The 25,562-nt window shown below is 71.3% G+C and carries 18 protein-coding genes; 11 read left to right on the top strand and 7 right to left on the bottom strand.

The features are described from left to right. The first annotated feature begins 194 nt into the window (after nucleotides 1–194). The 10 genes from ACIQUT_RS00590 (at nucleotide 195) to ACIQUT_RS00545 (ending at nucleotide 14,221) form a co-directional block, all read left to right on the top strand. Nucleotides 195–1,466 carry an HRDC domain-containing protein gene (locus ACIQUT_RS00590; RefSeq protein ID WP_403557762.1) on the top strand — a complete coding sequence of 424 codons (1,272 nt, stop codon included), beginning with the start codon at nucleotides 195–197 and terminating at the stop codon, nucleotides 1,464–1,466. A gap of 167 nt (nucleotides 1,467–1,633) precedes the next feature. Continuing rightward, nucleotides 1,634–2,428 carry a ferritin-like domain-containing protein gene (locus ACIQUT_RS00585; protein WP_403559228.1) on the top strand — a complete coding sequence of 265 codons (795 nt, stop codon included), beginning with the start codon at nucleotides 1,634–1,636 and terminating at the stop codon, nucleotides 2,426–2,428. Nucleotides 2,429–2,565: 137 nt separating this feature from the next. Continuing rightward, nucleotides 2,566–3,792, top strand: a complete 1,227-nt coding sequence (locus ACIQUT_RS00580; RefSeq protein WP_403557760.1) for a thiolase family protein — start codon at nucleotides 2,566–2,568, stop codon at nucleotides 3,790–3,792. Further along, nucleotides 3,789–5,927 carry a 3-hydroxyacyl-CoA dehydrogenase NAD-binding domain-containing protein gene (locus tag ACIQUT_RS00575; protein ID WP_403557759.1) on the top strand — a complete coding sequence of 713 codons (2,139 nt, stop codon included), beginning with the start codon at nucleotides 3,789–3,791 and terminating at the stop codon, nucleotides 5,925–5,927. Before ACIQUT_RS00580 ends, ACIQUT_RS00575 begins: the two co-directional genes overlap by 4 nt. A 187-nt stretch (nucleotides 5,928–6,114) precedes the next feature. Then, nucleotides 6,115–7,194, top strand: coding sequence for a signaling protein (locus tag ACIQUT_RS00570; protein ID WP_403557757.1), 1,080 nt, complete (start codon nucleotides 6,115–6,117; stop codon nucleotides 7,192–7,194). Between the two features lie 157 nt (nucleotides 7,195–7,351). After that, entirely contained in the window at nucleotides 7,352–9,352 is a 2,001-nt protein-coding gene (locus ACIQUT_RS00565) for a hypothetical protein (protein ID WP_403557755.1), read from the top strand. A 110-nt stretch (nucleotides 9,353–9,462) separates the two neighbouring features. Further along, entirely contained in the window at nucleotides 9,463–10,968 is a 1,506-nt protein-coding gene (locus ACIQUT_RS00560; protein ID WP_403557753.1) for an SDR family NAD(P)-dependent oxidoreductase, read from the top strand. Between the two features lies 1 nt (nucleotide 10,969). After that, nucleotides 10,970–11,776 carry a rhamnogalacturonan acetylesterase gene (locus ACIQUT_RS00555; protein ID WP_403557751.1) on the top strand — a complete coding sequence of 269 codons (807 nt, stop codon included), beginning with the start codon at nucleotides 10,970–10,972 and terminating at the stop codon, nucleotides 11,774–11,776. A gap of 11 nt (nucleotides 11,777–11,787) precedes the next feature. Then, entirely contained in the window at nucleotides 11,788–12,609 is an 822-nt protein-coding gene (locus ACIQUT_RS00550; protein ID WP_403557749.1) for an Ig-like domain-containing protein, read from the top strand. Between the two features lie 10 nt (nucleotides 12,610–12,619). Beyond that, the gene (locus ACIQUT_RS00545) at nucleotides 12,620–14,221 is read left to right on the top strand and encodes a glycosyltransferase family 2 protein (protein ID WP_403557747.1); all 1,602 of its coding nucleotides are present in this window, start codon (nucleotides 12,620–12,622) and stop codon (nucleotides 14,219–14,221) included. 106 nt (nucleotides 14,222–14,327) lie between these two features. Here the strand turns inward: ACIQUT_RS00545 and ACIQUT_RS00540 are convergent, their stop codons facing one another. Then, complete coding sequence (locus ACIQUT_RS00540; RefSeq protein WP_403557745.1) at nucleotides 14,328–15,470, bottom strand: hypothetical protein; 1,143 nt, start codon at nucleotides 15,468–15,470, stop codon at nucleotides 14,328–14,330. 127 nt (nucleotides 15,471–15,597) lie between these two features. On the opposite strand from ACIQUT_RS00540, the gene ACIQUT_RS00535 reads away from it, so the two are divergent. Further along, on the top strand, nucleotides 15,598–16,668 hold the full coding sequence (locus ACIQUT_RS00535) for an LCP family protein (protein WP_403557743.1): 1,071 nt from the start codon (nucleotides 15,598–15,600) through the stop codon (nucleotides 16,666–16,668). Nucleotides 16,669–16,741: 73 nt separating this feature from the next. On the opposite strand, the gene ACIQUT_RS00530 is transcribed toward ACIQUT_RS00535, so the two are convergent. The 6 genes from ACIQUT_RS00530 to ACIQUT_RS00505 all read right to left on the bottom strand — a co-directional run bounded on the left by ACIQUT_RS00530 (nucleotide 16,742) and on the right by ACIQUT_RS00505 (nucleotide 25,394). Next, entirely contained in the window at nucleotides 16,742–18,241 is a 1,500-nt protein-coding gene (locus ACIQUT_RS00530) for an amino acid permease (protein WP_403557741.1), read from the bottom strand. A 175-nt stretch (nucleotides 18,242–18,416) separates the two neighbouring features. Continuing rightward, nucleotides 18,417–20,333 (bottom strand): 1-deoxy-D-xylulose-5-phosphate synthase, encoded by a 1,917-nt coding sequence (gene dxs, locus ACIQUT_RS00525; RefSeq protein WP_403557739.1) that lies wholly within the window; start codon nucleotides 20,331–20,333, stop codon nucleotides 18,417–18,419. A gap of 253 nt (nucleotides 20,334–20,586) precedes the next feature. Beyond that, nucleotides 20,587–21,879, bottom strand: coding sequence for a sugar ABC transporter permease (locus ACIQUT_RS00520; protein WP_403557737.1), 1,293 nt, complete (start codon nucleotides 21,877–21,879; stop codon nucleotides 20,587–20,589). Beyond that, nucleotides 21,876–22,664 (bottom strand): ATP-binding cassette domain-containing protein, encoded by a 789-nt coding sequence (locus tag ACIQUT_RS00515; protein WP_179172995.1) that lies wholly within the window; start codon nucleotides 22,662–22,664, stop codon nucleotides 21,876–21,878. Before ACIQUT_RS00515 ends, ACIQUT_RS00520 begins: the two co-directional genes overlap by 4 nt. Before the next feature lie 287 nt (nucleotides 22,665–22,951). After that, on the bottom strand, nucleotides 22,952–24,073 hold the full coding sequence (locus tag ACIQUT_RS00510; RefSeq protein WP_403557735.1) for a substrate-binding domain-containing protein: 1,122 nt from the start codon (nucleotides 24,071–24,073) through the stop codon (nucleotides 22,952–22,954). Nucleotides 24,074–24,191: 118 nt separating this feature from the next. Further along, on the bottom strand, nucleotides 24,192–25,394 hold the full coding sequence (locus tag ACIQUT_RS00505) for an ROK family protein (RefSeq protein ID WP_403557733.1): 1,203 nt from the start codon (nucleotides 25,392–25,394) through the stop codon (nucleotides 24,192–24,194). Nucleotides 25,395–25,562 lie beyond the last annotated feature (168 nt).

The following is a 25,562-nucleotide window of genomic DNA, read 5'->3' as shown; positions in this document are numbered from 1 at the left end:
CGAACCCCCCGGCCCGGCCCGCCCGTTCCGCTCACCACCGCCCGACCGACCCCTCGGCGACCGCTTCCCCACGTATCGCCGGCACCCGGGTTGCCTCCGGGAGAACCCGGGGGAAACCTCCGCTCTTCCCCACCGCGCCCGTCGACGGAACGTTCCGGCGACGGGCGCGTCTCATCCGCGGATACCCTTGAGCGGTGACCGACGCCCAAGAGACCGCAGCAGACCTGCGCACCACCACCGGGGGCGGCCCCCCGGACGACGTCGACAAGGCGCCGATTCCCTTGCTCGAACCCCGCGAGGGGATCCCTCCGGTGGTCGCCGACGAGGACGCCCTCGCCCGGGTGGTCGCGGCTTTCGCCGCGGGCACCGGACCCGTGGCGGTCGACGCCGAGCGCGCCTCCGGATACCGCTACGGCCAGCGCGCCTACCTGGTGCAGCTGCGCCGGGAGGGCGCGGGATCCGCGCTGATCGACCCCGTCGGCTGCCCGGACCTGTCCGCGCTGGGCGAGGCCCTGTCCGGTACCGAGTGGATCCTGCACGCCGCCACCCAGGACCTGCCGTGCCTGCGCGAAATAGGCATGGTCCCGACTTCCCTGTTCGACACCGAGCTCGCCGGCCGGCTCGCCGGCTTCCCCCGCGTGGGACTGGGCGCGATGGTCGAGAGCGTGCTCGGCTACGCCTTGGAGAAGGGCCACTCCGCCGTCGACTGGTCGACCCGCCCGCTCCCCGAACCGTGGCTGCGCTACGCGGCGCTCGACGTCGAGCTGCTGGTGGACCTGCGCGACGCGCTGGAGAAGGAGCTGGACCGGCAGGGCAAGCTGGACTGGGCCCGGCAGGAGTTCGACGCCATCGCCGCCGCCCCGCCCGCCCCGCCGCGCAAGGACCCCTGGCGCCGCACCTCCGGCATGCACAAGGTGCGCCGCCGCCGGCAGATGGCCGTCGTACGCGAGCTGTGGGAGTCCCGCGACCGGATCGCGCAGCGGCGCGACGTCTCGCCGGGCAAGGTGCTGAGCGACGCCGCGATCGTCGAGGCCGCGCTCGCCCTGCCGGGGAACGTGCACGCGCTGGCGGCCCTGCCCGGGTACGGGCAGCGGATGGGACGGCGCCAGCTGGAGCAGTGGATGGCCGCCGTGGACCGGGCCAAGGCCCTGCCCGAGGCCGCGCTGCCGCAGCCGGGGGCCGGCCCCGCGGGTCCGCCGCCGCCGCGCGCGTGGGCCGACAAGGACCCGGCCGCCGCGGCCCGGCTGTCGGCCGCCCGCTCGGCGGTCTCCGCGCTCGCCGAGCAGCTGGCCCTGCCGCAGGAGAACCTGATCACCCCGGACACCGTGCGGCGGCTGTGCTGGGAACCGCCCAAGCGGCTCGGCCAGGACTCGGTGGCGGAGGCCCTGGCCGGCTACGGCGCCCGCCCGTGGCAGATCGAGCAGGTGACCCCGGCGCTGGTCACGGCCCTGGCCGCGACCGCCTGACGCACCACGCCGCCCTTCGAAGGAGCCCCCGGCCGACCGGCCGGGGGCTCCTTCGCGTCCGCGGGCCGACCGCGCCCCGCCGTTGCGCGGCCATGACATTCCGTTACGCGATCATGACGTTCCGCCTCTTTTGAACACGCTCAACGCCGACTAGCTTCTTGAACGTGATCAAAAATGAGGGCGAGACGCAGAACACGCACGACCGGCACGACGGGCACGACGGCGCCTACGCGGCATGGGTCCGCCACTTCGAGGCCGAGCGGGAGCGCCGCGCCGCTCTCGGCGACCCGGACTGGGCGCGCGGCGCACGGCTGTCCCCGGCGCTGGTCCGCAGCATCCGGACGTTCCAGGTGGGCGAGGACGGCGACGGCGCGGCCCTCGTCTCGAAGGCGGACCGCGCGGGGGACCCGGCCTACGCGGCCGCGGCGCGGCTGTTCATCGCCGAGGAGCAGAACCACGCGCGCCTGCTGGCCCTGCTGCTGTCGGCGGCCGGGGCCGAGACCCTCGACGGGCACTGGAGCGACGCGGCGTTCGTCCGGGTACGGCGCCTGCTGGGGCTGCGGGTCGAGCTGATGGTGCTGATGGTCGCGGAGGTCGTCGCCCTGCGGTACTACCGGGCCCTGCGCGACGGTTCCGCCGACCCGCTGACCTCCGAGGTCGCGGCCCGGATCCTGGCCGACGAGGAACGGCACGTGCCGTTCCACTGCCGCCGCCTGTACGAGGGCCTCGCCGGGCTGCCCCGGCCCGCCCGGAAGGCCGCGACCACGGGCTGGCGGGCCATGGTGGCCGCGGCGGCGGTGCTGGTGGCGGCGGATCACGGGGCCGCGCTGCGGGAGGCCGGGGTCTCGCGGCGCGCCTTCCTGGCGGACGTGGTCGGCTCCTCGGCGCCGATGGCCGCGACCATGTCGGACGGCCCGGTTCCGGCGGTTCCCGCCCCGGCCGGGGTCCCCGTCGCGGTGTGAGCTTCGCCGCTCCTCGGCGAGGGGGTGTGCACACCGGTTACTCGCAAGTAGCATGGGCGGGTGAGCGGGCGCTCAGGTCCTTGTGCCGGGCTGCCCGCCGCGCAGCAGTGCACACCCGCACCTGGAGGAGAGCCAACGTGCCTCGTACCGTCAGGGACGTCGTCTTCGTCGACGGCGTCCGCACCCCGTTCGGCAAGGCGGGCCCGAAGGGCATCTACCACGAGACCCGCGCCGACGACCTCGTCGTGAAGGCGATCCGGGAGCTGCTGCGCCGCAACCCGGACCTGGACGCCAAGAAGATCGACGAGGTGGCCATCGCCGCCACCACGCAGATCGGCGACCAGGGCCTCACCATCGGCCGCACGGCCGGCATCCTCGCGGGCCTGCCGCAGTCGGTCCCGGGCTACTCGATCGACCGCATGTGCGCCGGCGCGCTGACCGCCGTGACCGCCGTCGCGGGCGGCGTGGCCTTCGGTGCGTACGACGTCGCCATCGCCGGCGGTGTCGAGCACATGGGCCGCCACCCGATGGGCGAGGGCGTCGACCCGAACCCGCGCTTCGTCTCCGAGAAGCTGGTCGACGAGTCCGCCCTGTTCATGGGCATGACCGCCGAGAACCTGCACGACCGGTACCCGACGATCACCAAGCTCCGCGCCGACCAGTACGCCGTGCGCTCGCAGGAGAAGGCCGCCAAGGCGTACGCCGACGGCAAGATCCAGCAGGACCTGGTCCCGATCTCGGTGCGCAACACCAACGCGGAGGTCGGTGAGACGGGCTGGGGCCTGGTCACCTCCGACGAGCCGATGCGCCCGGGCACCACGCTGGAGAACCTGGCCGGCCTGAAGACCCCGTTCCGTACCCACGGCCGGGTCACCGCGGGCAACGCCGCCGGTCTCAACGACGGCGCCACCGCCGCGATCATCGCGTCCGAGGACTTCGCCCGCGAGAACAACCTCCCGGTCAAGATGCGCCTCGTCTCCTACTCCTTCGCGGGCGTGGAGCCGGAGGTCATGGGCTACGGCCCGATCCCGGCCACCGAGAAGGCCCTGGCCCAGGCCGGCCTGTCCATCGAGGACATCGGCCTGTTCGAGGTCAACGAGGCGTTCGCGGTCCAGGTCCTCGCCTTCCTGGAGCACTACGGCATCGCCGACGACGACGCCCGCGTCAACCAGTACGGCGGCGCCATCGCCTTCGGCCACCCGCTGGCCTCCTCCGGTGTCCGCCTGATGACGCAGCTGGCCCGCCAGTTCGAGGAGCAGCCGCACGTCCGCTACGGCCTGACCACCATGTGCGTGGGCTTCGGCATGGGCGCGACGGTCATCTGGGAGAACCCGAACTTCGACACCGAGGGAGACTCCAAGTGAGCACCACCGCTGAGCTCCTGAAGGGCGCGGCCGAGCTGTTCCCGGACGAGGTCGTCACGTCCGCGCACGTCCGCCACCTCGACCTGCCGTACGGCGCCGGGCGCTTCGCGCTCATCACGCTGGACAACGGCTTCGACCACACCAAGCCGACCACCTTCGGCCCGCAGTCGCTGGCGAACCTGAACGCCGCCATCGACCAGGTCGAGAAGGAGGCCGCCGAGGGCGCGATCACCGGCATCGGCCTCACCGGCAAGCCGTTCATCTTCGCGGTCGGCGCCGACCTCAAGGGCGTCGAGCTGCTGAAGGCGCACGACGAGGCGCTGGCCATCGGCAAGGGCGGCCACGACGTCTTCAAGCGTCTGGCGGGCCTGGCCGTCCCCACCTTCGCGTACTACAACGGTGCGGCGATGGGCGGCGGTGTCGAGGTCGGTCTGCACTGCACCTACCGCACCGTCTCCAAGGCGCTGCCGGCGTTCTCCCTCCCCGAGGTGTTCCTGGGCCTGGTCCCGGGCTGGGGCGGCTGCACGATCCTGCCGAACCTGATCGGCGCGGAGAAGGCGATCTCGGTGATCATCGAGAACTCGCTGAACCAGAACAAGCAGCTCCGGGGCAAGCAGGTCTTCGAGCTCGGCATCGCCGACGCCCTGTTCGAGGGCGCCGACTTCCTGGAGCAGTCCCTGCTGTGGACCGCCAAGGTCCTCAAGGGCGACGTCACGGTCGAGCGTCCCGAGGTGGACCGCGGCGAGGCCTGGGACCAGGCCGTCGCCAAGGGCCGCTCCATCGCCGACGGCAAGGTGCACGGTGCGGCCCCGGCCGCGTACCGCGCCCTCGACATCATCGAGGCGTCCAAGGACGGCGACCTGCAGAAGGGCTTCGACGCCGAGGACCAGGCGCTGGCCGACCTGATCATGGGCGGCGAGCTGCGCTCGGGCATCTACGCCTTCAACCTGGTGCAGAAGCGCGCCAAGCGCCCGGCCGGCGCCCCGGACAAGAGCCTGGCCCGCCCGGTCAGCAAGGTCGGCGTCGTCGGCGCGGGCCTGATGGCCTCGCAGCTGGCGCTGCTGTTCCTGCGCCGCCTGGAGGTGCCGGTGGTCCTCACCGACATCGACCAGGAGCGCGTCGACAAGGGTGTGGGCTACGTCCACGCCGAGATCGAGAAGCTGCTGGGCAAGGGCCGCATCAACCAGGACAAGGCCAACCGCCTCAAGGCGCTGGTGACCGGTGTCCTGGACAAGGCCGAGGGCTTCGCGGACGCGGACTTCATCATCGAGGCCGTGTTCGAGGAGATGTCCGTCAAGCAGAAGGTGTTCGCGGAGGTCGAGGCGGTCGCCCCGGCGCACGCGATCCTCGCCACCAACACCTCCTCGCTGTCGGTGTCGGAGATGGCCTCCAAGCTGCAGCACCCGGAGCGCGTGGTCGGCTTCCACTTCTTCAACCCGGTCGCGATCCTCCCGCTGCTGGAGATCGTCCGCGGTGAGAAGACCGACGACGCCTCGCTGGCCACGGCCTTCGGTGTCGCCAGGAAGCTGAAGAAGACCGCGGTCCTCACCAAGGACGCCCCGGCGTTCGTCGTGAACCGCATCCTGACCCGCTTCATGGGCGAGATCCAGAACGTCATCGACGAGGGCACCCCGGTCGTCACGGCGGAGAAGGCCATCGAGCCGCTCGGCCTGCCGATGTCCCCGCTGGTGCTGCTGGAGCTGGTCGGCCCGGCCATCGGCCTGCACGTCTCCGAGACCCTGAACCGCGCCTTCCCGGAGCGCTTCACGGTCTCCCCCAACCTGAAGGCGGTCGTCGAGGCCGGCAAGCGCGGCTTCTACGTCTACTCCGCGGAGAACGGCTTCAAGCCGGAGCTGGACCCCGAGGTCGCCGCCCTCCTGGTGCAGGGCGACTCGGTCCTCACCGAGGAGCAGGTGCGGGACCGCGTCCTGGACGCGGTGGCGCAGGAGATCGGCCTGATGCTGGAGGAGGGTGTCGTGGCCGAGGCCCAGGACATCGACCTCTGCCTCATCACGGGCGCCGGCTGGCCCTTCCACCTGGGCGGCATCACGCCGTACCTGGACCGCGAGGGCGTCTCGGAGCGCGTGAACGGCAAGAAGTTCCTCGCCCCGGGCCTGGCGAGCGTCCCGGCCTGACACCGGCGGAGCCTGCCTGACGGCGGGTGAGTGCTGCGGACGCCCGTCCCCCACCCGGGGGGCGGGCGTCCGGTGCTTGCGGGGCCGGCGCCACGGGTCCGCCGGCACCCGTGACCTGCCGTGTCCCCGCGGTGTCCCCGCCGGGGCCGCCGCCGGGGCCGGCCGGCCGGGCTGGCAGAATGGGCCCATGGCGGATGGCAAGAGACCTTTCAGCCGCCGGACCCTGCTGTTCGCGGGCGGCGCGGCGGCAGCCGGGCTCGCCACGGGCGGCCTGGCCTGGGCGCAGCGGCCCGGCCCCGACGACGACGCGTACGGCGACGGGGACGGGGACGGGGGCCGGGAGGACGCCGCCACCCCGCGGCAGGTGGGCGATGTCGACCTGCGCACCGGTGCGGAGCTGCTGGCCCCGGCGCCGCTGTTCAACACGACGGGCCCGCAGTCGTTCGCGTTCGACGACTCCAACGGTCAGGTCTATACCCTCCAAGTGGTGCAGGACGGGATCCGGCTCGACGACGAGCAGGAGGCCGTCGCATACGACGACCGCAAGTCGGCCGGTGATATGTGCCTCACCCGGTTGGACAGTTCCGGGAATACGCTCGGGCACATGTATCTGCGCGGCTTCGGCCACGGAATTTCCTTCGGCGTCGAGCCGACGGGGCAGCGTACGTACATATGGCTGGAAGGCCGGGCCGATCCGGAGAAGGGTTACGGCCGGACGGTGGTCCGCGTGCCGTTCAAGGACGGTGCGGTGCTGGACAGCGCCCACGACTCCGTGCGGCATTTCGATCCGGTGCCCGGAGCCACCGCCGTCTGCCCGGCGCTCGACCTGGCCGGCGAGCGGGTGCTGGTGAGCCACGAGGAGGAGGGCGAGCACCGGTTCTCGGTGTACGGGATGGCGGATTTCCTGGCCGGGCGCTTCACTCCGGCCCAGACGATCAGGGCCGGTGTGCAGGTCAAGGAAGAGGAGTGGTTCCAGGGCTGCGCGCTGTCCGGGGACTTCGTGTACGTGTTGACCGGAAATCCCTATACCGGAAAGAACGGACGTAATCCGCGGAAGTCCGGCGGCAATACCTATGTGTCCGCAATCGACGTGCGCACGGGCCGGGCGCAGGGCCGCCACAAGGTGACGGTGGCCCCGGATCTTCCCTATCGGGAGCCCGAGGGAATCGCGGTGCGCCGGGTGGGTTCACAGGCGGGTTTGTGTGTGGGATTTTCCGTGAAGGCGAAGGATCGTCGCGAGCTGACGGTGTATCGGTTCACGGGCTGAGAGCCCGCCGGAGGGATGGTCGTCACATATTTCCGTGACGGGGCCCGTAATCATTGGCCTGTGGTTCACGGCACGTTCTAGAACCGTCCATGAGCCTGCTTATACTACTGCGACACTTCACGCGACTCTTATACCTCCATGGGGGAGGCACCGCACCATGGGCTCCAAGCGGCTGCGCGCTGCACTCGGCGTTGCGATCACCTCGGGACTCATCCTCAGCTTTCTCGGGATGCTGGTCGCGGTCGCGCTCGTCTCCCTCCCCCTCTTCGCCGGCTGCGCGGCCCTCAGCTACGTCGCCGACCTGATGCTCCACAACACCGAGTCGCCGACCCTGGAGAAGCTGCGCGACTCGCGCTTCGGCCTCACCATGCGCTTCCTGATCCGGCAGTTCCTGCTGCTGGGCCTGTGCGGCGCCGTGGCCGACATCGAGTCGTTCGTGGCGCAGATGACCACCATCGGCCTGCTGCTGCTGTTCATCCTCCAGCTCGCGTACGGCGCCCTGCTCAAGCACGTCCGCAAGTCGCGCAACGAGCTGCCGTTCACCACGCGCGGGCTGGACCTGGAGGCCCTCGGCATCCGCCGCATGCCCCACCCGTTCCTGATGGACAAGCACGTCCGCAAGACCCTGCACCTGGACATCCCGCTGGTCGCCGGAGCCCTGGCCACCATCGCGACGGACGACTGGCGCTGGGTCACGTACGGCATGATCATCACGGTCTTCCTCGCCTACTTCTCCCTGCTGGTGCTGGTGCCCGACGCGCGCAACGCGCTCAAGCTGCCCACCACCGACGAGGCCATCGACGAGCTCAACCACCAGCTGGCCGCGTACCGGCCCCAGGTCGCGCTCTACTTCACGTTCGCCGCCATCTCCAAAGACTTCATGTACCAGGTGAACATGTGGCTGGAGGCCCTGGAGGCGCTCGAACTGCGGCCCATCATCGTGCTGCGCGAGCGGGCCACCCTGCGCTACCTCGACGCGACCCCGGTTCCCGTCATCTGCGTCCCCAAAGCGGACAATCTCGCCCGTATCGAGATGCACGAGCTCCGTGTCGCCCTCTACCCGGGCAATGCGGGCAAGAACGTGCACATGCTGCAGCGCGCCGAGGTCAAGCACGTCTTCATCGGCCACGGCGACAGCGACAAGCTCGCCAGCAGCAACCGCGTCAGCAAGGTCTTCGACGAGATATGGGTGGCCGGCCGGGCCGGCCGCGACCGCTACGAGCGCATCAAGCACGCCGTCACCCCGCACCAGATCGTCGAGGTCGGCCGCCCCCAGCTGGCGCCCCTGCGCCCCTGGACCGGCAAGGTCGCGGGGAAGATCCCGACCGTCGTCTACGCCCCCACCTGGGAGGGCTGGACCGACGACGCCTGCTACACCTCCGTCATCCCGGCCGGCGAGAAGCTGATCCAGGCGCTGCTCGACGACGAGCGCGAGATCCGGATCATCTACAAGCCGCACCCGCTGACCGGCTCCCGCTCCCCCGAGGCCGCCGCCGCGCACCGCCGCGTCATCGCCCTCCTGGAGGAGGACAACGCCCGGCGCTTCGGCCGCAACATCACCGACTCCAAGACCGCGGCCAAGAAGCTCGCCCGCATCGACCAGCGCATCGCCGACCTCTCCGAGCGCGGCGTCCGCTCGAAGTACCCGGACCTCACCGAGGAGGAGCGGACCGCGCGCATCCGGCGCTACCGCAACCAGGCCGGCTCCCTGTACTGGAGCGCCATCCCCGACGCCGCGCACCACGTGGTGACCGAGCGGATCCCCGCCCTGTACGACTGCTTCAACCAGTCCGACCTGCTGATCGGCGACATGTCGAGCGTCGTCTCCGACTTCGTGGCGACCCGCAAGCCGTACGCGATCTTCAACCTGGAGGGCCTGCCCGACCAGGAGTTCCGCAACGAGCAGCGCACCGCGTACGCCTCGTACCTCCTCGACGGCGACTGCAACGGCCTGGCCGAGGCCCTCGACGCCACGCTGAACCCGGGCCGGGACGTCATGGCGCCCTACCGCGAGCAGCTCAAGGAGTACCTGCTCGGCGCGGAGTACCCGCCCTCGATCGTCCGCTTCAACGAGGCCGCCAACGACCTCTACCGGCGGGGCCTCCTCGACTTCCCCATCGAGTACCCGGAGCCGGAGGAGGCGCACTTCCCGGTCTAGCCGGCTCCACCCCGCAGCACCGGCTCCGCCCCGCAGCACCAGCCCCCGCCCACGCGCCCCACCGCGTCCGCACCGCCACACCGCACCACCAGCTCAGGAAGTAGGAGCCCGTGTCCTCCAGACCCGTCCCCCACCGCACCATCGCCGTCGTGCTCGCAGGGGGCACCGGCCAGCGCATCGGGCTCGAAATACCCAAGCAGCTGCTCAAGATCGCCGGAAAGTCGATCCTGGAGCACACCCTCCACATCTTCGAGAACGCGCCGGACGTCGACGAGGTCATCCTCCTCATGACGCCCGCGTACCTGGACGACGCCCGCCGCATCGTCGAGAAGGCCCGCCTGCGCAAGGTGACGGAGGTCCTCGCGGGCGGCTCCACCCGCAGCGAGACCACCCTGGCCGCCATCCGGGCCGCCACGGAGCGGCTCGGCGAGGGCGAGGACTGCAACCTCCTCTTCCACGACGCGGTGCGCCCGCTGCTCTCCCAGCGCGTGGTCCGCGAGTGCGTCGAGTCCCTGGAGCGCTACCAGGCCGTCGACGTCGCCATCCCGTCCTCCGACACCGTCATCGTGACGCGGACCCACGGCGACGACGGCGAGTTCATCACCGAGGTCCCCGACCGCTCCCGGCTGCGCCGCGGCCAGACCCCGCAGGGCTTCCGGCTCTCCACCATCCGCGCCGCGTACGAGCGGGCGGCCGCCGACCCGTTCTTCCAGGCGACCGACGACTGCTCGGTGGTGGTCAAGTACCTGCCGGACGTCCCCGTGCACGTGGTCGCCGGCGACGACTACAACATGAAGGTCACCCAGCCGGTCGACGTCTTCATCGCCGACAAGCTGTTCCAGCTCGCCTCCCACGCCGCGCCCGCCCAGGCCGACGAGGAGGCCTACCGCGCGCAGCTGTCCGGCAAGACGATGGTGGTCTTCGGCGGCTCGTACGGCATCGGCGCCGACATCTCCCGGATCGCCGAGGGCTTCGGCGCCCGCGTCTTCGCCCTCGGCCGCTCCACCACCGGCACGCACGTCGAGAACCTCGACCACGTCGAGGCGGCCCTCGCCACGGCCTACGCCGAGACCGGCCGGATCGACTACGTCGTCAACACCGCGGGCGTGCTCCGCGTCGGCCGCCTCGCCGAGACCGACAACGAGACCATCCGCGAGGCGCTGGAGGTCAACTACCTGGCCCCGGTGCACATGGCCCGCGCCTCCTACAAGTACCTCAGCGAGACCGAGGGCCAGCTGCTGCTGTTCACCTCCAGCAGCTACACCCGCGGCCGCGCCGAGTACAGCCTGTACTCCTCGACCAAGGCCGCCATGGTGAACCTGACCCAGGCCCTCGCCGACGAGTGGGCCGAGGACGGCATCCGCGTCAACTGCGTGAACCCCGAGCGCACCGCCACCCCGATGCGCGCCAAGGCCTTCGGCCGGGAGCCCCAGGACTCGCTGCTGACCTCCGAGTCGGTGGCCCTGACCTCCCTGGACGTGCTGGTCTCCGAGATGACCGGCCATGTGATCGACGTCCGCAAGCAGGATCCGACGGCGCCCCCGGCGCAGCGGTCCGGCTTCGAGGCGGCGCTCGCCTCCGTCCTGATCCAGACGTCGGAGGACCAGGGGGTCTAACGTGTCGTACGCATCCGTCCCACAGCAGGGCCGCCGCCCCAGGATCTATGTCGCCGGCGGCTCCAACGCGGTCACCCGCCCGTACAGCTTCCTGCCGATGGCGGGCTGGACGCAGGCGCTGCCGCTGTTCCTCACCGACGCCGTGGAGGTGGTGAACTGCGCCCGCGCGCGGGCCAGCTCCAAGAGCTTCCGCGAGCGCGGCCGGCTCCAGTGGATCCTGGAGGACATGGCGCCGGGCGACTACCTGCTGTTCGGCTTCGGCCAGAACGACATCAAGCCGGACCCGGGCCTGCACACCGAGCCGTTCACCACCTTCGTGGAGCAGATGGCCGCGTACGTGCACGGCACCCGGGAGCGGCAGGGCCACCCGGTGATCCTGCTGCCGTACGAGCGGCGGCGCATCGACCGGCACGGCAACGCCGCCCGCTTCCTCGGCGACTACCCGGTCGCGGCCCGGCAGCTGGCCGAGGACGAGCACGTCCCCGTCGTCGACCTGTACGGGCAGAGCCTGCTGTGGTGGGAGGAGCTCGGGCCCGAGGCGTCCAAGCCCGCCTTCATGTACCTGCGCCGCGGCGAGCCGCTGCAGAAGCACATCCTGGACGGGGACAACGTGCACACGCGGGCCGAGGGCGCGATCGAGTGCGCCCGGTTCATCGCCCGCAGCATGCTGGAGCAGGGCATCATCCCGGCCCACTGGGGCCGGGACCTGGACCGCACGCGCTTCGACTACGACGAGATGGGCTGGCTGGACGAGGAGACCTTCCGGCACCGCACCACGACCCGCGTCTCCACGTTCCCCGGCGCCTGAGGAGCCCGTCCGTGAACAACCTCCTGTGCCGGGGCCGGGCCCTCGGCGAGAGCCCCGACGGGGGCGCCGTCTACGCCGCCCTGTACTGCTCGGTCGACCCGCGGCGCGGCGTCGCCCCCGGCGAGACGGTCCAGCTCGGCCTGTCCGTGGCCCCCGACCAGGGCGCCTCGCGCGGCTGCGGCTACCTGCTGCGGGCCCCGCTGGCCGAGTCCGCGGACATCGTCGGCGTGCAGGGCCTGGAGTACTTCCCGCGGCAGGGCTGGTTCCGGGTCCGGGCCGACTCCGGCGAGACCGGCACCGGCATCCTGCACCTGCGGGTCCACGACACGGCCTCGGCGCCGCGGATCCGGCCGCAGATGGTGGTGGCCGTCCCCGACGCGACCGGCCGCAAGCTCATCCGCACGGCCCGGCTGGACGCCGAGGCGCTGCCGGTCCGCCGGGCGACCGCCCGCGGCCTGCGCCTCACCGCCGAGCCGGGCGGGTCCGGTTCGGTGAACGTGCTGTCCGCGTGCCCGGCGGGGAGCACCGCCGTGGCGGTGGCCGCACCGCGCCACGGCGAGGCGCAGCTGTCGTACGACGGCTGGGTGACGTACAGCCCGGCGCCCGGCTTCACCGGCTACGACCGGTTCGCGTACACGGTGGGCACCCCTGCCGGGGAGCAGCTGACCTCCCACGTGAACGTGTTCGTGGGATCCCTGGACTTCGCCCCGGGCGCCTTCCCCGCGCAGACCTCGGACGTCGCCTTCCGGCCCTGGCAGTGGCCCGAGCTGACCGGGGAGATGCCCTGGCCCCGCCCCGACCGCCCCGCGTCCGCGCCCCGTCCGACCGTCTGAGGAACCCACCATGAACACCGCCGTCGCGCTCCCCGCCGACATCAAGGACGTGTCCGTCGCGGTCCGGGTCAGCAACCAGGCCCGGGCGCTGGAAGCCTGCCTGGCCTCCGTCACCGGCCAGACCATCGGCACGGACCGGCTGGAGATCATCGGCGTCGACGACGGTTCGACGGACGAGAGCGGCTCCGTCCTGGCCCGGGCGGCGCACCAGCACCCCGGGTTCGTCCGCATCGGGCAGGTCTCGCACGGGCTGAGCCCGGCCGCGGCCCGCAACTGGGCGCTGAGCCAGGTGCGCGGACGGTACGTCATCTTCCTGGAGGCCACGGACCGGCTGGCGCCCGACGCGCTGCAGCGGATGGTGGCCGCGGCCGACGCCAACGAGGCCGACGTGGTCCTCGGCAAGCTGGAGAGCTCGGGCCGGCACACGGTCCCGACGGCGATGTTCCGCAAGAACCAGGCCTACACCGACGCCTTCAGCTCGCGGGTCTACTGGTCGCTGACCCCGGACAAGCTGTTCCGCACCAGCCTGCTGCAGCGGCGCGGCCTGGTCTTCCCCACCGACATGCCGATGGGGGACGAGCAGGTCTTCACCGCGGGCGCGTTCATCGGCGCGGACAACGTCTCCGTCGTCGGCGACGCCACCTGCGTGGTCAGGGGCCCCGCGCCCGCCCACGGGGGAACCCTGGCCGACCGGGTCGCCCTGGCCTCCCGGATGCTGGCCCTGGTCGCCTCGCAGCTGCCGGAGGGGCCGGGCCGGGACCGGCTCCAGGCCCGGCACCTGGAGGTGGAGCTGGGCGGGGCCACCGCGCAGGCGCTGCTGTCGGCCGCCGACCCGGCGGAGCGGGACCAGACGCTGTGGGCCGCGGCCGAGGTGCTGCGGACCCAGGCCTCCCCGGGGGCGCTGGCGCTGCTGCCGCGCATGGCCGCCGTGCGGTTCGCGCTGCTGGCCCAGGGCCGGTTCGCCGAGGCGCAGCAGATCGCCGCCTTCGAGGCGGACAAGGACCGGCCGGTCGTCCGCAAGACGGTGGAGAACGGGCGGGTGTTCACCACCCTGCCGTTCTTCCGGGACCCGCAGGTCGGGCTGCCCGACGAGCTGTTCGACATCACCGGTGACATGACGGTCTCCCAGCAGCTCCAGAAGGCCCGCTGGGACGGGCCGATGCTGCTGCTGGACGGGTACGCGTTCTTCGAGCAGCTGTCGACGAAGGACCGCGCGACCCGGGTGGTGCTGCGCGAACGGACCGGCGGGGCCCAGGAGACCCACGCGGTGACGGCCCGCCGGGACGACACCCTCGCCAACGCCAAGGGCAAGACCCGGGCGATGGGCCGGTTCTCGGCGCGGATCAACCTGGCGCAGACCTCCAGCGGCTGGCCGCTGCCCCCGGGCACCTGGGACCTGTACCTGTCGGTCAGCTTCGAGGGCGTGACCCAGGAGGTGCGGCTCGGCACCCGCCGGGCGGCCGACCTGGACACCACGGCCCGGATGCCGGTGCGGATCTCGGACGCGCCGGGCACGCAGGGCATGGAGCTGACGGCGACCCCGTACTACGCGGAGGACGGCGGCCTGACCATCGAGGTCGCCCAGCGGGCCCCGCTGCCGGGCCGCGCCTGAGCCCGGCCCGGTCGGCCCGGCCCGATCGACCCGGCCCGGGCCGGTCGGCCGCTCCGGGCCGGTCGGCCCCGCCGGCCTGATCCGGGACGGGGAACCGCCGCCCGGATCAGGCGAGGAACTCCCAGGGGCCGAACGCGAACCCCTGGACGCCCGTGTCCTGGCGGGCGCACATGGGTGTGCCGCTCTCGTCGAACGCGGCGACGACGACCCGGCCCGCCGCGTCGACGTCCACCTGCGGGGCGTACGCGCCGCGGCCGCCGATGGACGCCCACCAGGTGCCGTAGCCCTCGTTCTCGGTGACGTAGGCGGTGACCTCGATGTCGCCGTCGGCTCCGGTCTGCGCGAGCACCGTGCAGTCGTAGCCGCCGAGGACGGCCCGGGTGACGCCGGGCGCGCCGCGGCCGCCCGCGCCGCCGAGGCCCATGAGGCCGCCCTGGACCCCCTGGCGGGCGGCCCGCCAGGCGACCAGCGAGCCGTCGCCCGGGTAGCGCCAGAAGTACGTGGCCCGGCGCGGGCCCGTCTCGTAGGCGACCGGGGTGCCCGGGACGACCGGCGTGGGGATGCGGTCGGCGAGGCCGAAGCGGCCCTGGCCGACGCCGCTCCAGCGGTCGGGCCCGGACGGGCCGACGGCGAGCACCTCCAGCACGCCGCCGGTCGGCATGAGCGGGACCACCTCGCCCGGGTAGGGCTGCGCGGTCACCTGCTTCCAGGCGCCCCACGCCCCCTCGGCGTTGCGGCTGCGCCGCAGGATGCCCGAGTGGCGCAGGGAGACGACGACGTGGAGGGAGCCGGAGCGCTGGTTGACGGTGATCCGCGGCGGGCCGGTCAGCCGGTCGCCCTCGGGGCCGCCGCGCAGGACCGGGGTGCCGAGGCCGTACCAGTCGGTCATGGGGCGGCCCGGCTGGAACTGGGTGGAGACGATGACCTCGGGCGGGCCCGAGCCGTCCTCGGCGGCCCGCAGGGCGGCGAAGTGGACGTAGCCCTCGCGGGTCCGCGCCATGGCGGCGGCTCCCAGCCAGCCCGGGACGTCGAAGGCGTCGGGGCCGGTCCAGCCGGTGAAGGGAGCGGCCGCCTCGGTCCAGCGGAGCAGGCCGCCCGGGGTGCAGGCGTAGGCCGTCAGGCGGCCGTCGCCGCCCTTGAACAGCCAGGGGCCGGCCGGCGGGGCGGACCGGCCCGGTCCGCCGGTACGGGCGTCCTGCGCCCCGCGAGCCGAAGAGGCGGCTCGGCTGCCGTCTTTGCCGCGGATCACTCCGCATACCACCCTTCTGCCCGATATGTTCACACCTGAGGAACGGGGCCCTTCACCCGAAAGAACCAGCCACTCGAAAGGGTGTCTTATGATGCACCCCCATCGATAATAGAAGGGCACTGCCTCCATGACCGACCGCCCCTCGGCCACCCCACCCTCCACCCGGCGCAGGCCGCGGCGCGGCGGACGGCGCGTTCTGCGGATCGTGCTGCTGGTCGTGGCGGTGCTCGTCCTCGCGGCCGGCGGCGCGGGCTGGTGGGCGTACAGCCACCTCAGCGGCAACATCGACAGCGTCGACCTCGACCAGGCCATCGGCGACAACCGCCCGAAGAAGGTCGTCGCCGGCGCGCAGAACATCCTGGTCCTCGGCTCGGACTCGCGCGACGGCGCCAACGGCGACCTCGACCACGGCGACGTCAGCGGCGCCCGCTCGGACACCGCGATGCTGCTCCACCTGCCGGAGGGCCACGCCCGGGCCACGGCCGTGAGCATCCCCCGCGACACCCTCATAGCCCGGCCCGAGTGCAAGGGCGGCGACGGCAAGACCGTCCCGGCCGCCGACCGGGTCATGTTCAACTCCGTCTACACGCTGGCCGGGCCGGCCTGCGTGGTCAAGACCGTCGAGCAGCTGTCCGGGATCCGCGTCGACCACTTCGTCGAGGTCGACTTCGCCGGCTTCAAGGGCCTGGTCGACGCGCTCGGCGGGGTGACGGTCACCCTGGACAAGCCGATGACCGGCGCGAAGGGCGGCCTGAAGCTGGACGCCGGCACGCACCGGCTGAACGGCACCGACTCCCTCAAGTTCGTCCGCACCCGCTACGGCTACGGCGACGGCAGCGACCTCGGGCGCATAGGCCTCCAGCAGCAGTTCATGATGGCGATGCTCTCCGAGGTCAAGAAGCAGGACGCCCTCGGCAACCCGGCCCGGCTCTACAAGCTCGCGGACGCCGGCACCAAGTCGCTCACCACCGACGCCGAACTCGCCTCCCTCACCGCGCTCGCCGACTTCGCACAGAGCATGAAGGGCGTCACCCCGGACACCATGGAGACCATCATGCTCCCGGTGGCCTACGACAAGGTCGACCCCAACCGGGTCATCGTCGCGCAGCCGCAGGCCGACCGGCTGTGGGAGGCCCTGCGCACCGACCGGACGATCCCGGCGGACGCGAAGAAGTCCCCCGCCACGGCCAAGGGCTGAGCCCGGCCGCCCACCGCCGCACGCTTCGGGCCCGTACGGGGAGTCTCCCGTACGGGCCCGAAGCACGGGCGGGTCAGTACTTGGCTTCCGCGCCGAGCCTGCCCAGGCGGCTGTTGCGGCGGCTGTAGGCGAAGTACACGATGATGCCGATGACCATCCAGATGCCGAACCGGGCCCAGGTCTCGGCCGGCAGGTTGAGCATCAGCCAGAGCGAGGCCGCGATCGACAGGATCGGGATGAACGGCACCCACGGGGTGCGGAACGCCCGGTGCAGGTCGGGGCGGGTCCTGCGGAGGATGATGACGCCGAGCGCGACCACCACGAACGCGAACAGGGTGCCGATGTTCACCAGTTCCGCGAGGTTCTCCAGGCTGGTGAAGCCCGCGACGATGGCGATGACCACACCGAGCAGGACGGTCGCCCGGTACGGGGTGCGGTACTTCGGGTGGGTGACGGAGAAGACGCGCGGCAGCAGCCCGTCACGGCTCATCGCGAAGAACACACGGGTCTGGCCGAGCAGCAGGATCATGCACACGGTGATCAGGCCGACGGACGCCCCGAGGCTGATGGCGCCGGCGAAGAAGGGCTGGTTCACCGACTTGAAGGCCTCCGCGAGCGGGGCCGTCGGCGACATCTCCGTGTACTTCTGCATGCCCGTGACCACCAGGGTCACGGCGACGTAGAGGACCGTGCAGATGAGCAGCGAGCCCAGGATGCCGCGCGGCATGTCGCGCTGCGGGTTCTTGGTCTCCTCGGCCGCCGTGGCCACGACGTCGAAGCCGATGAAGGCGAAGAAGACGAGGGAGGCCGCCGTGAAGATGCCCATGACGCCGAAGTTGGTGGGCTCGTAGCCGAACAGCAGCTGGACCAGCGGCGCCTTCCAGCCGCTGACGCCCTCGGGCTGCGGCTGGGCCGGAGGGACGAACGGCGCGTAGTTGGCGGACTTGATGAAGAACAGGCCCGCGATGATGACCAGCAGGACCACGGTGACCTTGATGGCGACGACGATCGCGGTGATCCGGGCCGACAGCTTCGTCCCGATGACGAGGATCGCGGTCAGCGCCAGGACCAGCAGGAACGCCAGCAGGTCGAAGCTTCCGCCCGCATCGGGTCCGGAGAGCGCGACGGGCATGTCCCAGCCGAGGTTGGTGTTCATCAGGTGCCGGACGTACCCGGACCAGCCCACCGCCACGACGGCGGTGCCGAGCGCGAACTCCAGCACCAGGTCCCAGCCGATGATCCAGGCGGGCAACTCGCCGATCGAGGCGTACGAGAACGTGTACGCCGAGCCCGCCACCGGAACGGTGGACGCGAACTCGGCGTAGCAGAGGGCCGCGAGGGCGCAGACGACGCCCGCCGCCACGAAGGCGAGGGAAGTGGCCGGGCCGGCGTTGTTGCGGGCCGCGATGCCCGTCAGGACGAAGATGCCCGTGCCGATGATGACACCGACACCGAAGACGGTCAGGTCCCAGGCCGAGAGCGACTTCTTGAGGGCGTGTTCCGGCTCCTCCGTGTCGCGAATGGACTGCTCCACCGTCTTGGTGCGGAAGGGACTGTTTGTATCCGTACTCACCGACGCACCTCCGAACAGGTGTCGACGCACACGAACGGGCCGGGAGGCCCACTCTTCAAGAGTGATCTCCCGGCCCGTGACGTGCAACCGCGCCTCGATCTACGCACCGTGCGCGGGGCGTTTTCCGGACGGGCCCGCCCGATGCGGCCGGACGGGGCCGGCCGGACGGGGGCGGCTAGTCGACGGCGGCGGCCGGCTCGCTGTCGAGGCGCCCGTCCAGCTTGGCGACGAGGCCGGTGACCTGCCGTGCGACGGCCGGGGCGGTCAGCCCGATCTCGGCCAGGATCTCCTTGCGCAGGGCGTGGTCGAGGAAGCGCTGCGGGATGCCGAAGTCGCGCAGCGGCACGTCGACGCCCGCGTCGCGCAGCGCCTGCGAGACCGCGGAGCCCACACCGCCGGCGCGGCCGTTGTCCTCGACGGTGACGACGACGCGGTGCCGCTCGGCCAGCGGGGCGAGGGCCTCGTCGACCGGCTTGACCCAGCGCGGGTCGACGACGGTGGTGCTGATGCCCTGCTTGTCGAGGAGGTCGGCGATCTCCAGGCACATCGGGGCGAGCGCGCCGACCGAGACGAGCAGTACGTCCGGCCGGGTGACCTCGGGGGCCGGCTCGCGCAGCACGTCCATGCCGCCGATGCGGCCGACGGCCGGGACGGCCGGGCCCACGACGCCCTTGGAGAAGCGCACCACGGTCGGGGCGTCCTTGACCTCGACGGCCTCGCGCAGCTGGGCGCGCAGCTGCTCGGCGTCGCGGGGCGCGGCGAGCCGCAGGCCGGGGACGACCTGGAGGATCGACATGTCCCACATGCCGTTGTGGGAGGCGCCGTCGTCGCCGGTGACGCCGGCCCGGTCCAGGACGAAGGTGACGCCGCACTTGTGCAGGGCCACGTCCATCAGGACCTGGTCGAAGGCACGGTTGAGGAAGGTGGCGTACACCGCGAAGACCGGGTGGACGCCGCCGGTGGCGAGGCCCGCGGCGGACGTCGCGCCGTGCTGCTCGGCGATGCCGACGTCGTAGATGCGGTCCGGGAAGACCTCGGCGAACTTGTTGAGGCCGACCGGGTGGAGCATGGCGGCGGTGATGCCGACGACGTCCGGGCGGTCGTGGCCGATCTTCACCATCTCGTCGGCGAAGACGGAGGTCCAGCTGGCGGCGGCGGTCTTCACCGGCAGGCCGGTGTCCGGGTGGATGACGCCGACCGCGTGGAAGCGGTCCGCCTCGTGCTCCAGGGCCGGGGTGTAGCCGCGGCCCTTCTGGGTGAGGCAGTGGACGATGACAGGGCCGCTGAAGCGCTTGGCGCGCTGCAGCGCGGACTCCAGGGCCTCGATGTCGTGGCCGTCGATGGGGCCGATGTACTTCAGGCCCAGGTCCTCGAACATGCCCTGCGGGGCGATGAAGTCCTTCAGGCCCTTCTTGGCGCCGTGCAGGGTCTCGAAGAGCGGCTTGCCGACGACGGGCGTGCGCTCCAGGATCTCCTTGCCGCGGGCCAAAAAGCGCTCGTAGCCGTCCGTGGTGCGCAGGGTGGCCAGGTGGTTGGCGAGGCCGCCGATGGTGGGGCCGTAGGAGCGCTCGTTGTCGTTGACGACGATGACCAGCGGGCGGTCCTTGGCGGCGGCGATGTTGTTCAGCGCCTCCCAGGCCATACCGCCGGTCAGGGCGCCGTCGCCGATGACGGCGGCCACGTGGTGGTCGGCCCGGCCGAGCACCTCGTTGGCCTTGGCGAGGCCGTCGGCCCAGCCCAGCACGGTGGAGGCGTGGGAGTTCTCGATCACGTCGTGCTCGGACTCGGCGCGCGACGGGTAGCCGGACAGGCCGCCCTTGGTGCGCAGGCCGGCGAAGTCCTGGCGGCCGGTGAGCAGCTTGTGGACGTAGGCCTGGTGGCCCGTGTCGAAGAGGATCCGGTCCTTCGGCGACTCGAAGACCCGGTGCAGGGCGATCGTCAGCTCGACCACACCGAGGTTGGGGCCGAGGTGCCCGCCGGTCTTGGAGACGGCGTCGACGAGGAAGGTCCTGATCTCGGCGGAGAGCTGAACCAGCTCCTCCTGGCTGAGCCGGTCCAGATCGCGCGGTCCCTTGATGCGGGTCAGCAGCACCCGTGCCTCCTTGCAGTTGCTTGCTGGTCTGTCGAGTCTAATGTTCCGTCGGCGACCCCGGTCATCGGGCTGCCGCATGCGGGTCACAGCTTTGTCATTCCTGTGCGGATCCGCCCGCTGTCATACATCACATTCGGGTGCATTTCCGTACAGTTGCCCACAGGGGCCAACGAACTGATGTACGCACAGGTGCCCGGTGCCACGAGGAGTGGCACCGGGCACTGTGACCGGTCTTACCGCGCCGGGCGTGCTGTCAGACGCGTCCGGCGGTCTTCTGGGTCTTGCGGGTGACCGAGTCGATCACCACGGTGGCCAGCAGCACCGCACCGGTGATCATGTACTGGACGGGAGTGGCGATTCCCTCGAGAGCCAGACCGTACTGGATCGAGGTGATGACCATGACACCGAGGAGGGCGTTCCAGGTCCGGCCCCGGCCGCCGAAGAGGCTGGTGCCGCCGATGACGGCCGCCGCGATGACGTTCATCAGCAGGTCGCCGCCGCCCGCGCTCTGGTTCGCCGCCGCGATCTTGGAGCACCAGAAGAGCCCGCCGATGGCGGCGAAGGTGCCCGCGATGGAGAACACCGCGATGCGGATGCCGTCGACGTTGATGCCCGCGCGGCGGGAGGCCTCGACGCTGCCGCCGAGGGCGAAGACGTTCCGGCCGAAGGTGGTGCGGCGCAGGAGGAAGTCCGTACCGACCAGGACCACCACGAAGAGCACCACAGCGAGCGGGAGGCCCTTGTACTGGTTGAACACCGCGGCGGGGCCGAAGGTGAACACCGCGAGAAGGCCGGTGCGCAGCAGCAGCTCGCTCATGGGGCGCGACGGGACGCCCGCCTCCGCACGGCGCTTGTTGTCGGTGAAGGCAGCCAGGAAGTACGCGGCCGTGGCGACCGCGGCGAGACCGTAGGCGGCGGCCACGTCCGTGAAGTAGTACGTGGTCAGCTGGCCCACGACACCGTCGGGGTCGATGTTGATCGTGCCGTTGCTGCCGAGGATCTGGAGCATCGCGCCGGACCAGAACAGCAGGCCCGACAGGGTGACGGCGAAGGCCGGCGCGCCGATCTTGGCGAAGAAGAAGCCGTGGATTGCGCCGATCAGGGCACCGCCGGCGACCGCCGCGAGGATCGCGAGCCACTCGTTGACCCCGTTGGTGACCGCCAGGACGGCGAAGAGGGCGCCCGAGACACCGCTGACCGAGCCGACCGAGAGGTCGATCTCGCCGAGCAGCAGCACGAAGATGATGCCGACGGCCATCATGCCCGTGGCGACCATGGTGATCGCGATGTTGGTGAGGTTCTCCGGGGAGAGGAAGTTCTCGTTCAGCCCCTGGAAGATGCCCCAGATCACGATCAGGCCGATCACGACCGGGAGGGACCCCAGGTCTCCGGCCTTCATCTTGCGGCGGAACTCGCTGAGGTAGCCGGCCAGGCCCTGCTCGCGGACGAGCAGGCGGGGATCCACCGCGGGAATGGCGTCCGCCGGGGCGGCCGGGTTGGCCAGCTGGGCCACCTCTTCCGCGTGCGTGTGGTGTTCGGTGCTCACTTGCGGGCCTCCCCGGTGCGGGCCGCCCGGCGGGTCACGGCGTTGTCCGTGGCCCCGGTGATGGCGGAGATGATCTCTTCCTGCGAGGTGTCGGCGACCTTGAAGACACCGTTGTTGCGGCCCAGCCGCAGGACTGCCACCCGGTCGGCGACGGCCTTCACATCGGCCATGTTGTGGCTGATGAGGATGACCGCGTGGCCGCGCTCGCGCAGCCGCTCCACCAGGTCGAGGACCTGCGCGGTCTGCTCGACGCCGAGGGCGGCGGTCGGCTCGTCGAGGATGACGAGCTGGGGCTCGCCGAGCATCGAACGGGCGATCGCCACCGTCTGGCGCTGACCGCCGGAGAGCGAGGCGATGGGGATGCGGACGCTGGGGATCCGGATGGACAGGGTGGTCAGGAGCTCGCGGGCGCGGCGCTCCATCTCCACCTCGTCCAGGACACCGCGGCGCTTGAGCTCGCGGCCCAGGAAGAGGTTGCCGACGACATCGATGTTGTCGCACAGCGCGAGGTCCTGGTAGACCGTCGCGATGCCCAGGTTCTGGGCGTCGTGGGGCTTGGTGATCGTGACCGGCTTGCCCTCCCACTCGATGACGCCGTCATCGATGGGGTGCACGCCGGCGATCGTCTTGACGAGCGTGGACTTGCCGGCGCCGTTGTCGCCGACGAGGGCGACCACCTCGCCGGAGTGGATCTCGAGGTCTACGTCGGTGAGCGCCTGGACGGCGCCGAACCGCTTCGAGACCCCTCGCAACGCCAGCACGGGCGCAGCGGTCACATGAACCATCTCCTTCGCCGCCTGACCGGCGGGGATGTCGTGCAGTAAGTGCAGGAGCGGGGTGGGGGAGGAATCGTTTCTGCCCGGCGTCCCGCCGGTGGCGGGGATGAGTGGGCGGGGCGCCGGGCAGGCGCGGGGGTCCCGGGGGACCGGAGGCCGCGGAGCGGGCCCCGGCCGGCAGGACGCTGGGGCCTCGCACGGCCGGTGTCCGTGCGGGGCCGCGGCCGGCCCGGGTGGGCCGGCGTGGACTGCGTACGGCCCTCGTGGGTCTCGTGGACCGCGGAGGCCGGTACGGCCTACTTCAGGCCGAGGGCAGTGCAGGCGGCCGCGTACTTCTCGGTGCAGATCTCGTCGGCCGTGTAGACACCGTCCTTGATGACAGTGTCCTTGATGTTGTTCTTGGTGAGCGAGACGACCGGGACCAGGACCGAGGGGACGCCCTTCGCGGTGGGGCTGTCGACCGTCGAGGTGGTCACGCCGTCGAGCTTCTCGCCCTTGGCGAGCGCGACGGCCATCTTCGCGGCGGCCTCGGCCTCGGGGGCGTACGGCTTGTAGACGCTCATGAACTGCTCACCCGTGACGATGCGCTGCACGCCCGCGAGCTCCGCGTCCTGGCCGGTGACCGGGGGCAGCGGGTCCATGCCGGCCGCCTTGAGGGCCGTGATGATGCCGCCGGCCATGCCGTCGTTGGCGGAGTAGACGCCAATGATCTTGTCCTTGCCGAGTGCCGAGATCGCGCCCGCCATGTTGGTGTTGGCGTTCTCCGGCTTCCACTCCTTGGTGTCGTACTCCTTGCCGATGTTCACCTTGCCGTCGAGGACGGAGTGGGCGCCCTTCTTGAAGAGGGCGGCGTTCGGGTCGGTGACCGACCCGTTCATCATCACGATGTCGCCGTTCTTGGCCTTGTCGCCCAGGGCCTCCAGCAGGGCCTTGCCCTGGACCTTGCCGACCTCTTCGTTGTCGAAGGAGGTGTAGGCGTCGATCGGGCCCTCGGCGAGGCGGTCGTAGGAGACGACCGGGATGCCGGCGTCCTTGGCCTTCTTGACCGCGCCGGCGATGGCCTTGGAGTCGACCGCGTCGATGATCAGCACGTTCACCTTGTTGGTGATCATCGTGTCGACCTGGGAGTTCTGCGTGGTCGCGTCCTGCTTGGCGTTGGCGTAGACCACCTCGCCCTTGCCGCCGGTGAGCTCGGCGACCTTCTTCTCGATGAGCGGCTTGTCGAACTTCTCGTAGCGCGCGGTCTGGTTCTCGGGCAGGAGCAGACCGACCTTGATCGCGCCGCCCGCGGCGGCGGCGGAGGTGCCGGACTGCTTCGGCTTCTCGCCGGCCTCCTTGGCGCTGCCACAGGCAGCGAGGGACACGGCCATGGCGCCCGCGGCGACAACTACGGCGACTCTGCGCATACGCGTGTTCATTTCCTGAACCTCCCTGACGAGGCCGCATCGGTGCGGCCGAGGTGTGATGGAGTCAACCTCGGCCGCGAGTTTGTCGTCAAGGAGTGAATCCTTAACGAGATGACAACGGTGCCATCCGTTATCTAACTGAAGGCAAGAGCTTCAGCGATGACGAATCGGCCAGAAGGGTTGAATCTCCCATCTCGCTGAGCACCAGGGCCAGCGCCCCCAGCACCTCGGCGCGACTGCCCAACGAGCCTGTGAGGACGGAGAGTTGACGCGCCGCGCTGGGAATCGCATACCGCCCCACGGACTCGCGTATGGGGGCCAGGACCAGCTCGCCGGCCTCGGCCAGGGAACCTCCGAGCACGACCCGGCTCGGGTTCAGGACGTTGCAGAGGTTCGCGACACCGCTGCCCACGTGGCGGCCCACGTCGGCGATGACCCGGCGGCAGCCGGGGTCGCCTTCCCGGGCCAGTTCCACGACCCGTTCCATGGTGAGCCCGGGCCCGTGCGTGCCCTGGAGCAGCGGCAGGACGTAGCGGGCGGCGGCGAAGGTCTCCAGGCAGCCGCGGTTGCCGCAGCGGCAGACCGGACCGGACTCGTCCAGCGTGATGTGCCCGATCTCCCCGGCCGTGCCGCCGGGGCCCCGGTAGATCTGCCCGTTTATCACCAGGCCGGCGCCGACGCCGCTGGCCACCTTGATGTACGCCAGGTCCTTGACCCCGCGGCCGCTCCCCCACACCAGCTCGCCGAGGGCGCCGAGGTTGGCGTCGTTGTCCACGTACACGGGCACGCCGAGGCGCTGGGAGAGCTCCTGGCGGGGGTTGATCCCGGCCCAGCCCGGCAGGATCGCGGTGGAGCCGAGGGTCCCGGACTCCACGTCGATCGGGCCGGGGACGCCCAGGCCCACGCCGATGACCTTCTCCAGGCCCACGCCGATACTCGCGATCAGCTGTCCGACCAGGGCTTCCGCCCGGTCGAAGCCGTCCGCCCAGGACGCGTCCACGTCCATCGGGGCCGACTCCTCGGCCAGCACCTGGTGGGCCAGGTTGCCCACCGCCACCCGCAAGTGGGTGTGGCCGAAGTCCACGCCGATCACGATGCCCGCGTCGCCGCTGAGGGAGACGCTGCGCGCCCTGCGGCCGCCGGACGAGGTGTCCGTGACCTCGACGGTCCCGCCGTCCTTGAGTTCGCGGACGATGTTGGAGACCGTGGCCGCCGACAGTCCGGTGGACCGGGCGATCTCCGCCTGGGTCAGCGAACCCGCGAGCCGCACCGCCCGCACGACCCGCTCGAGATTCGCACGGTGCAGTGAAGACTGCGATCCGGGAGTCTGCACGACTCATCCACTCCTGCCCATAAGCGACGGCCGGCCGTCGCCCCCCGGCCGGCCATCGCGGACTGGAGTCTCCGAGACGCCGGCGTCTCTCCAACTTGTGAACCCTAAGTCGAGCTCTTGGGCATCCACACGTCAAGAGGCGGACACGGCACGATTCTGCCCTTATCG

This window comes from Streptomyces sp. NPDC090445, assembly GCF_044769385.1.
Lineage (GTDB): Bacteria > Actinomycetota > Actinomycetes > Streptomycetales > Streptomycetaceae > Streptomyces.
Note: the sequence above shows the minus strand (reverse complement) of the source record. Positions and strands in the feature narration are given on the sequence as shown.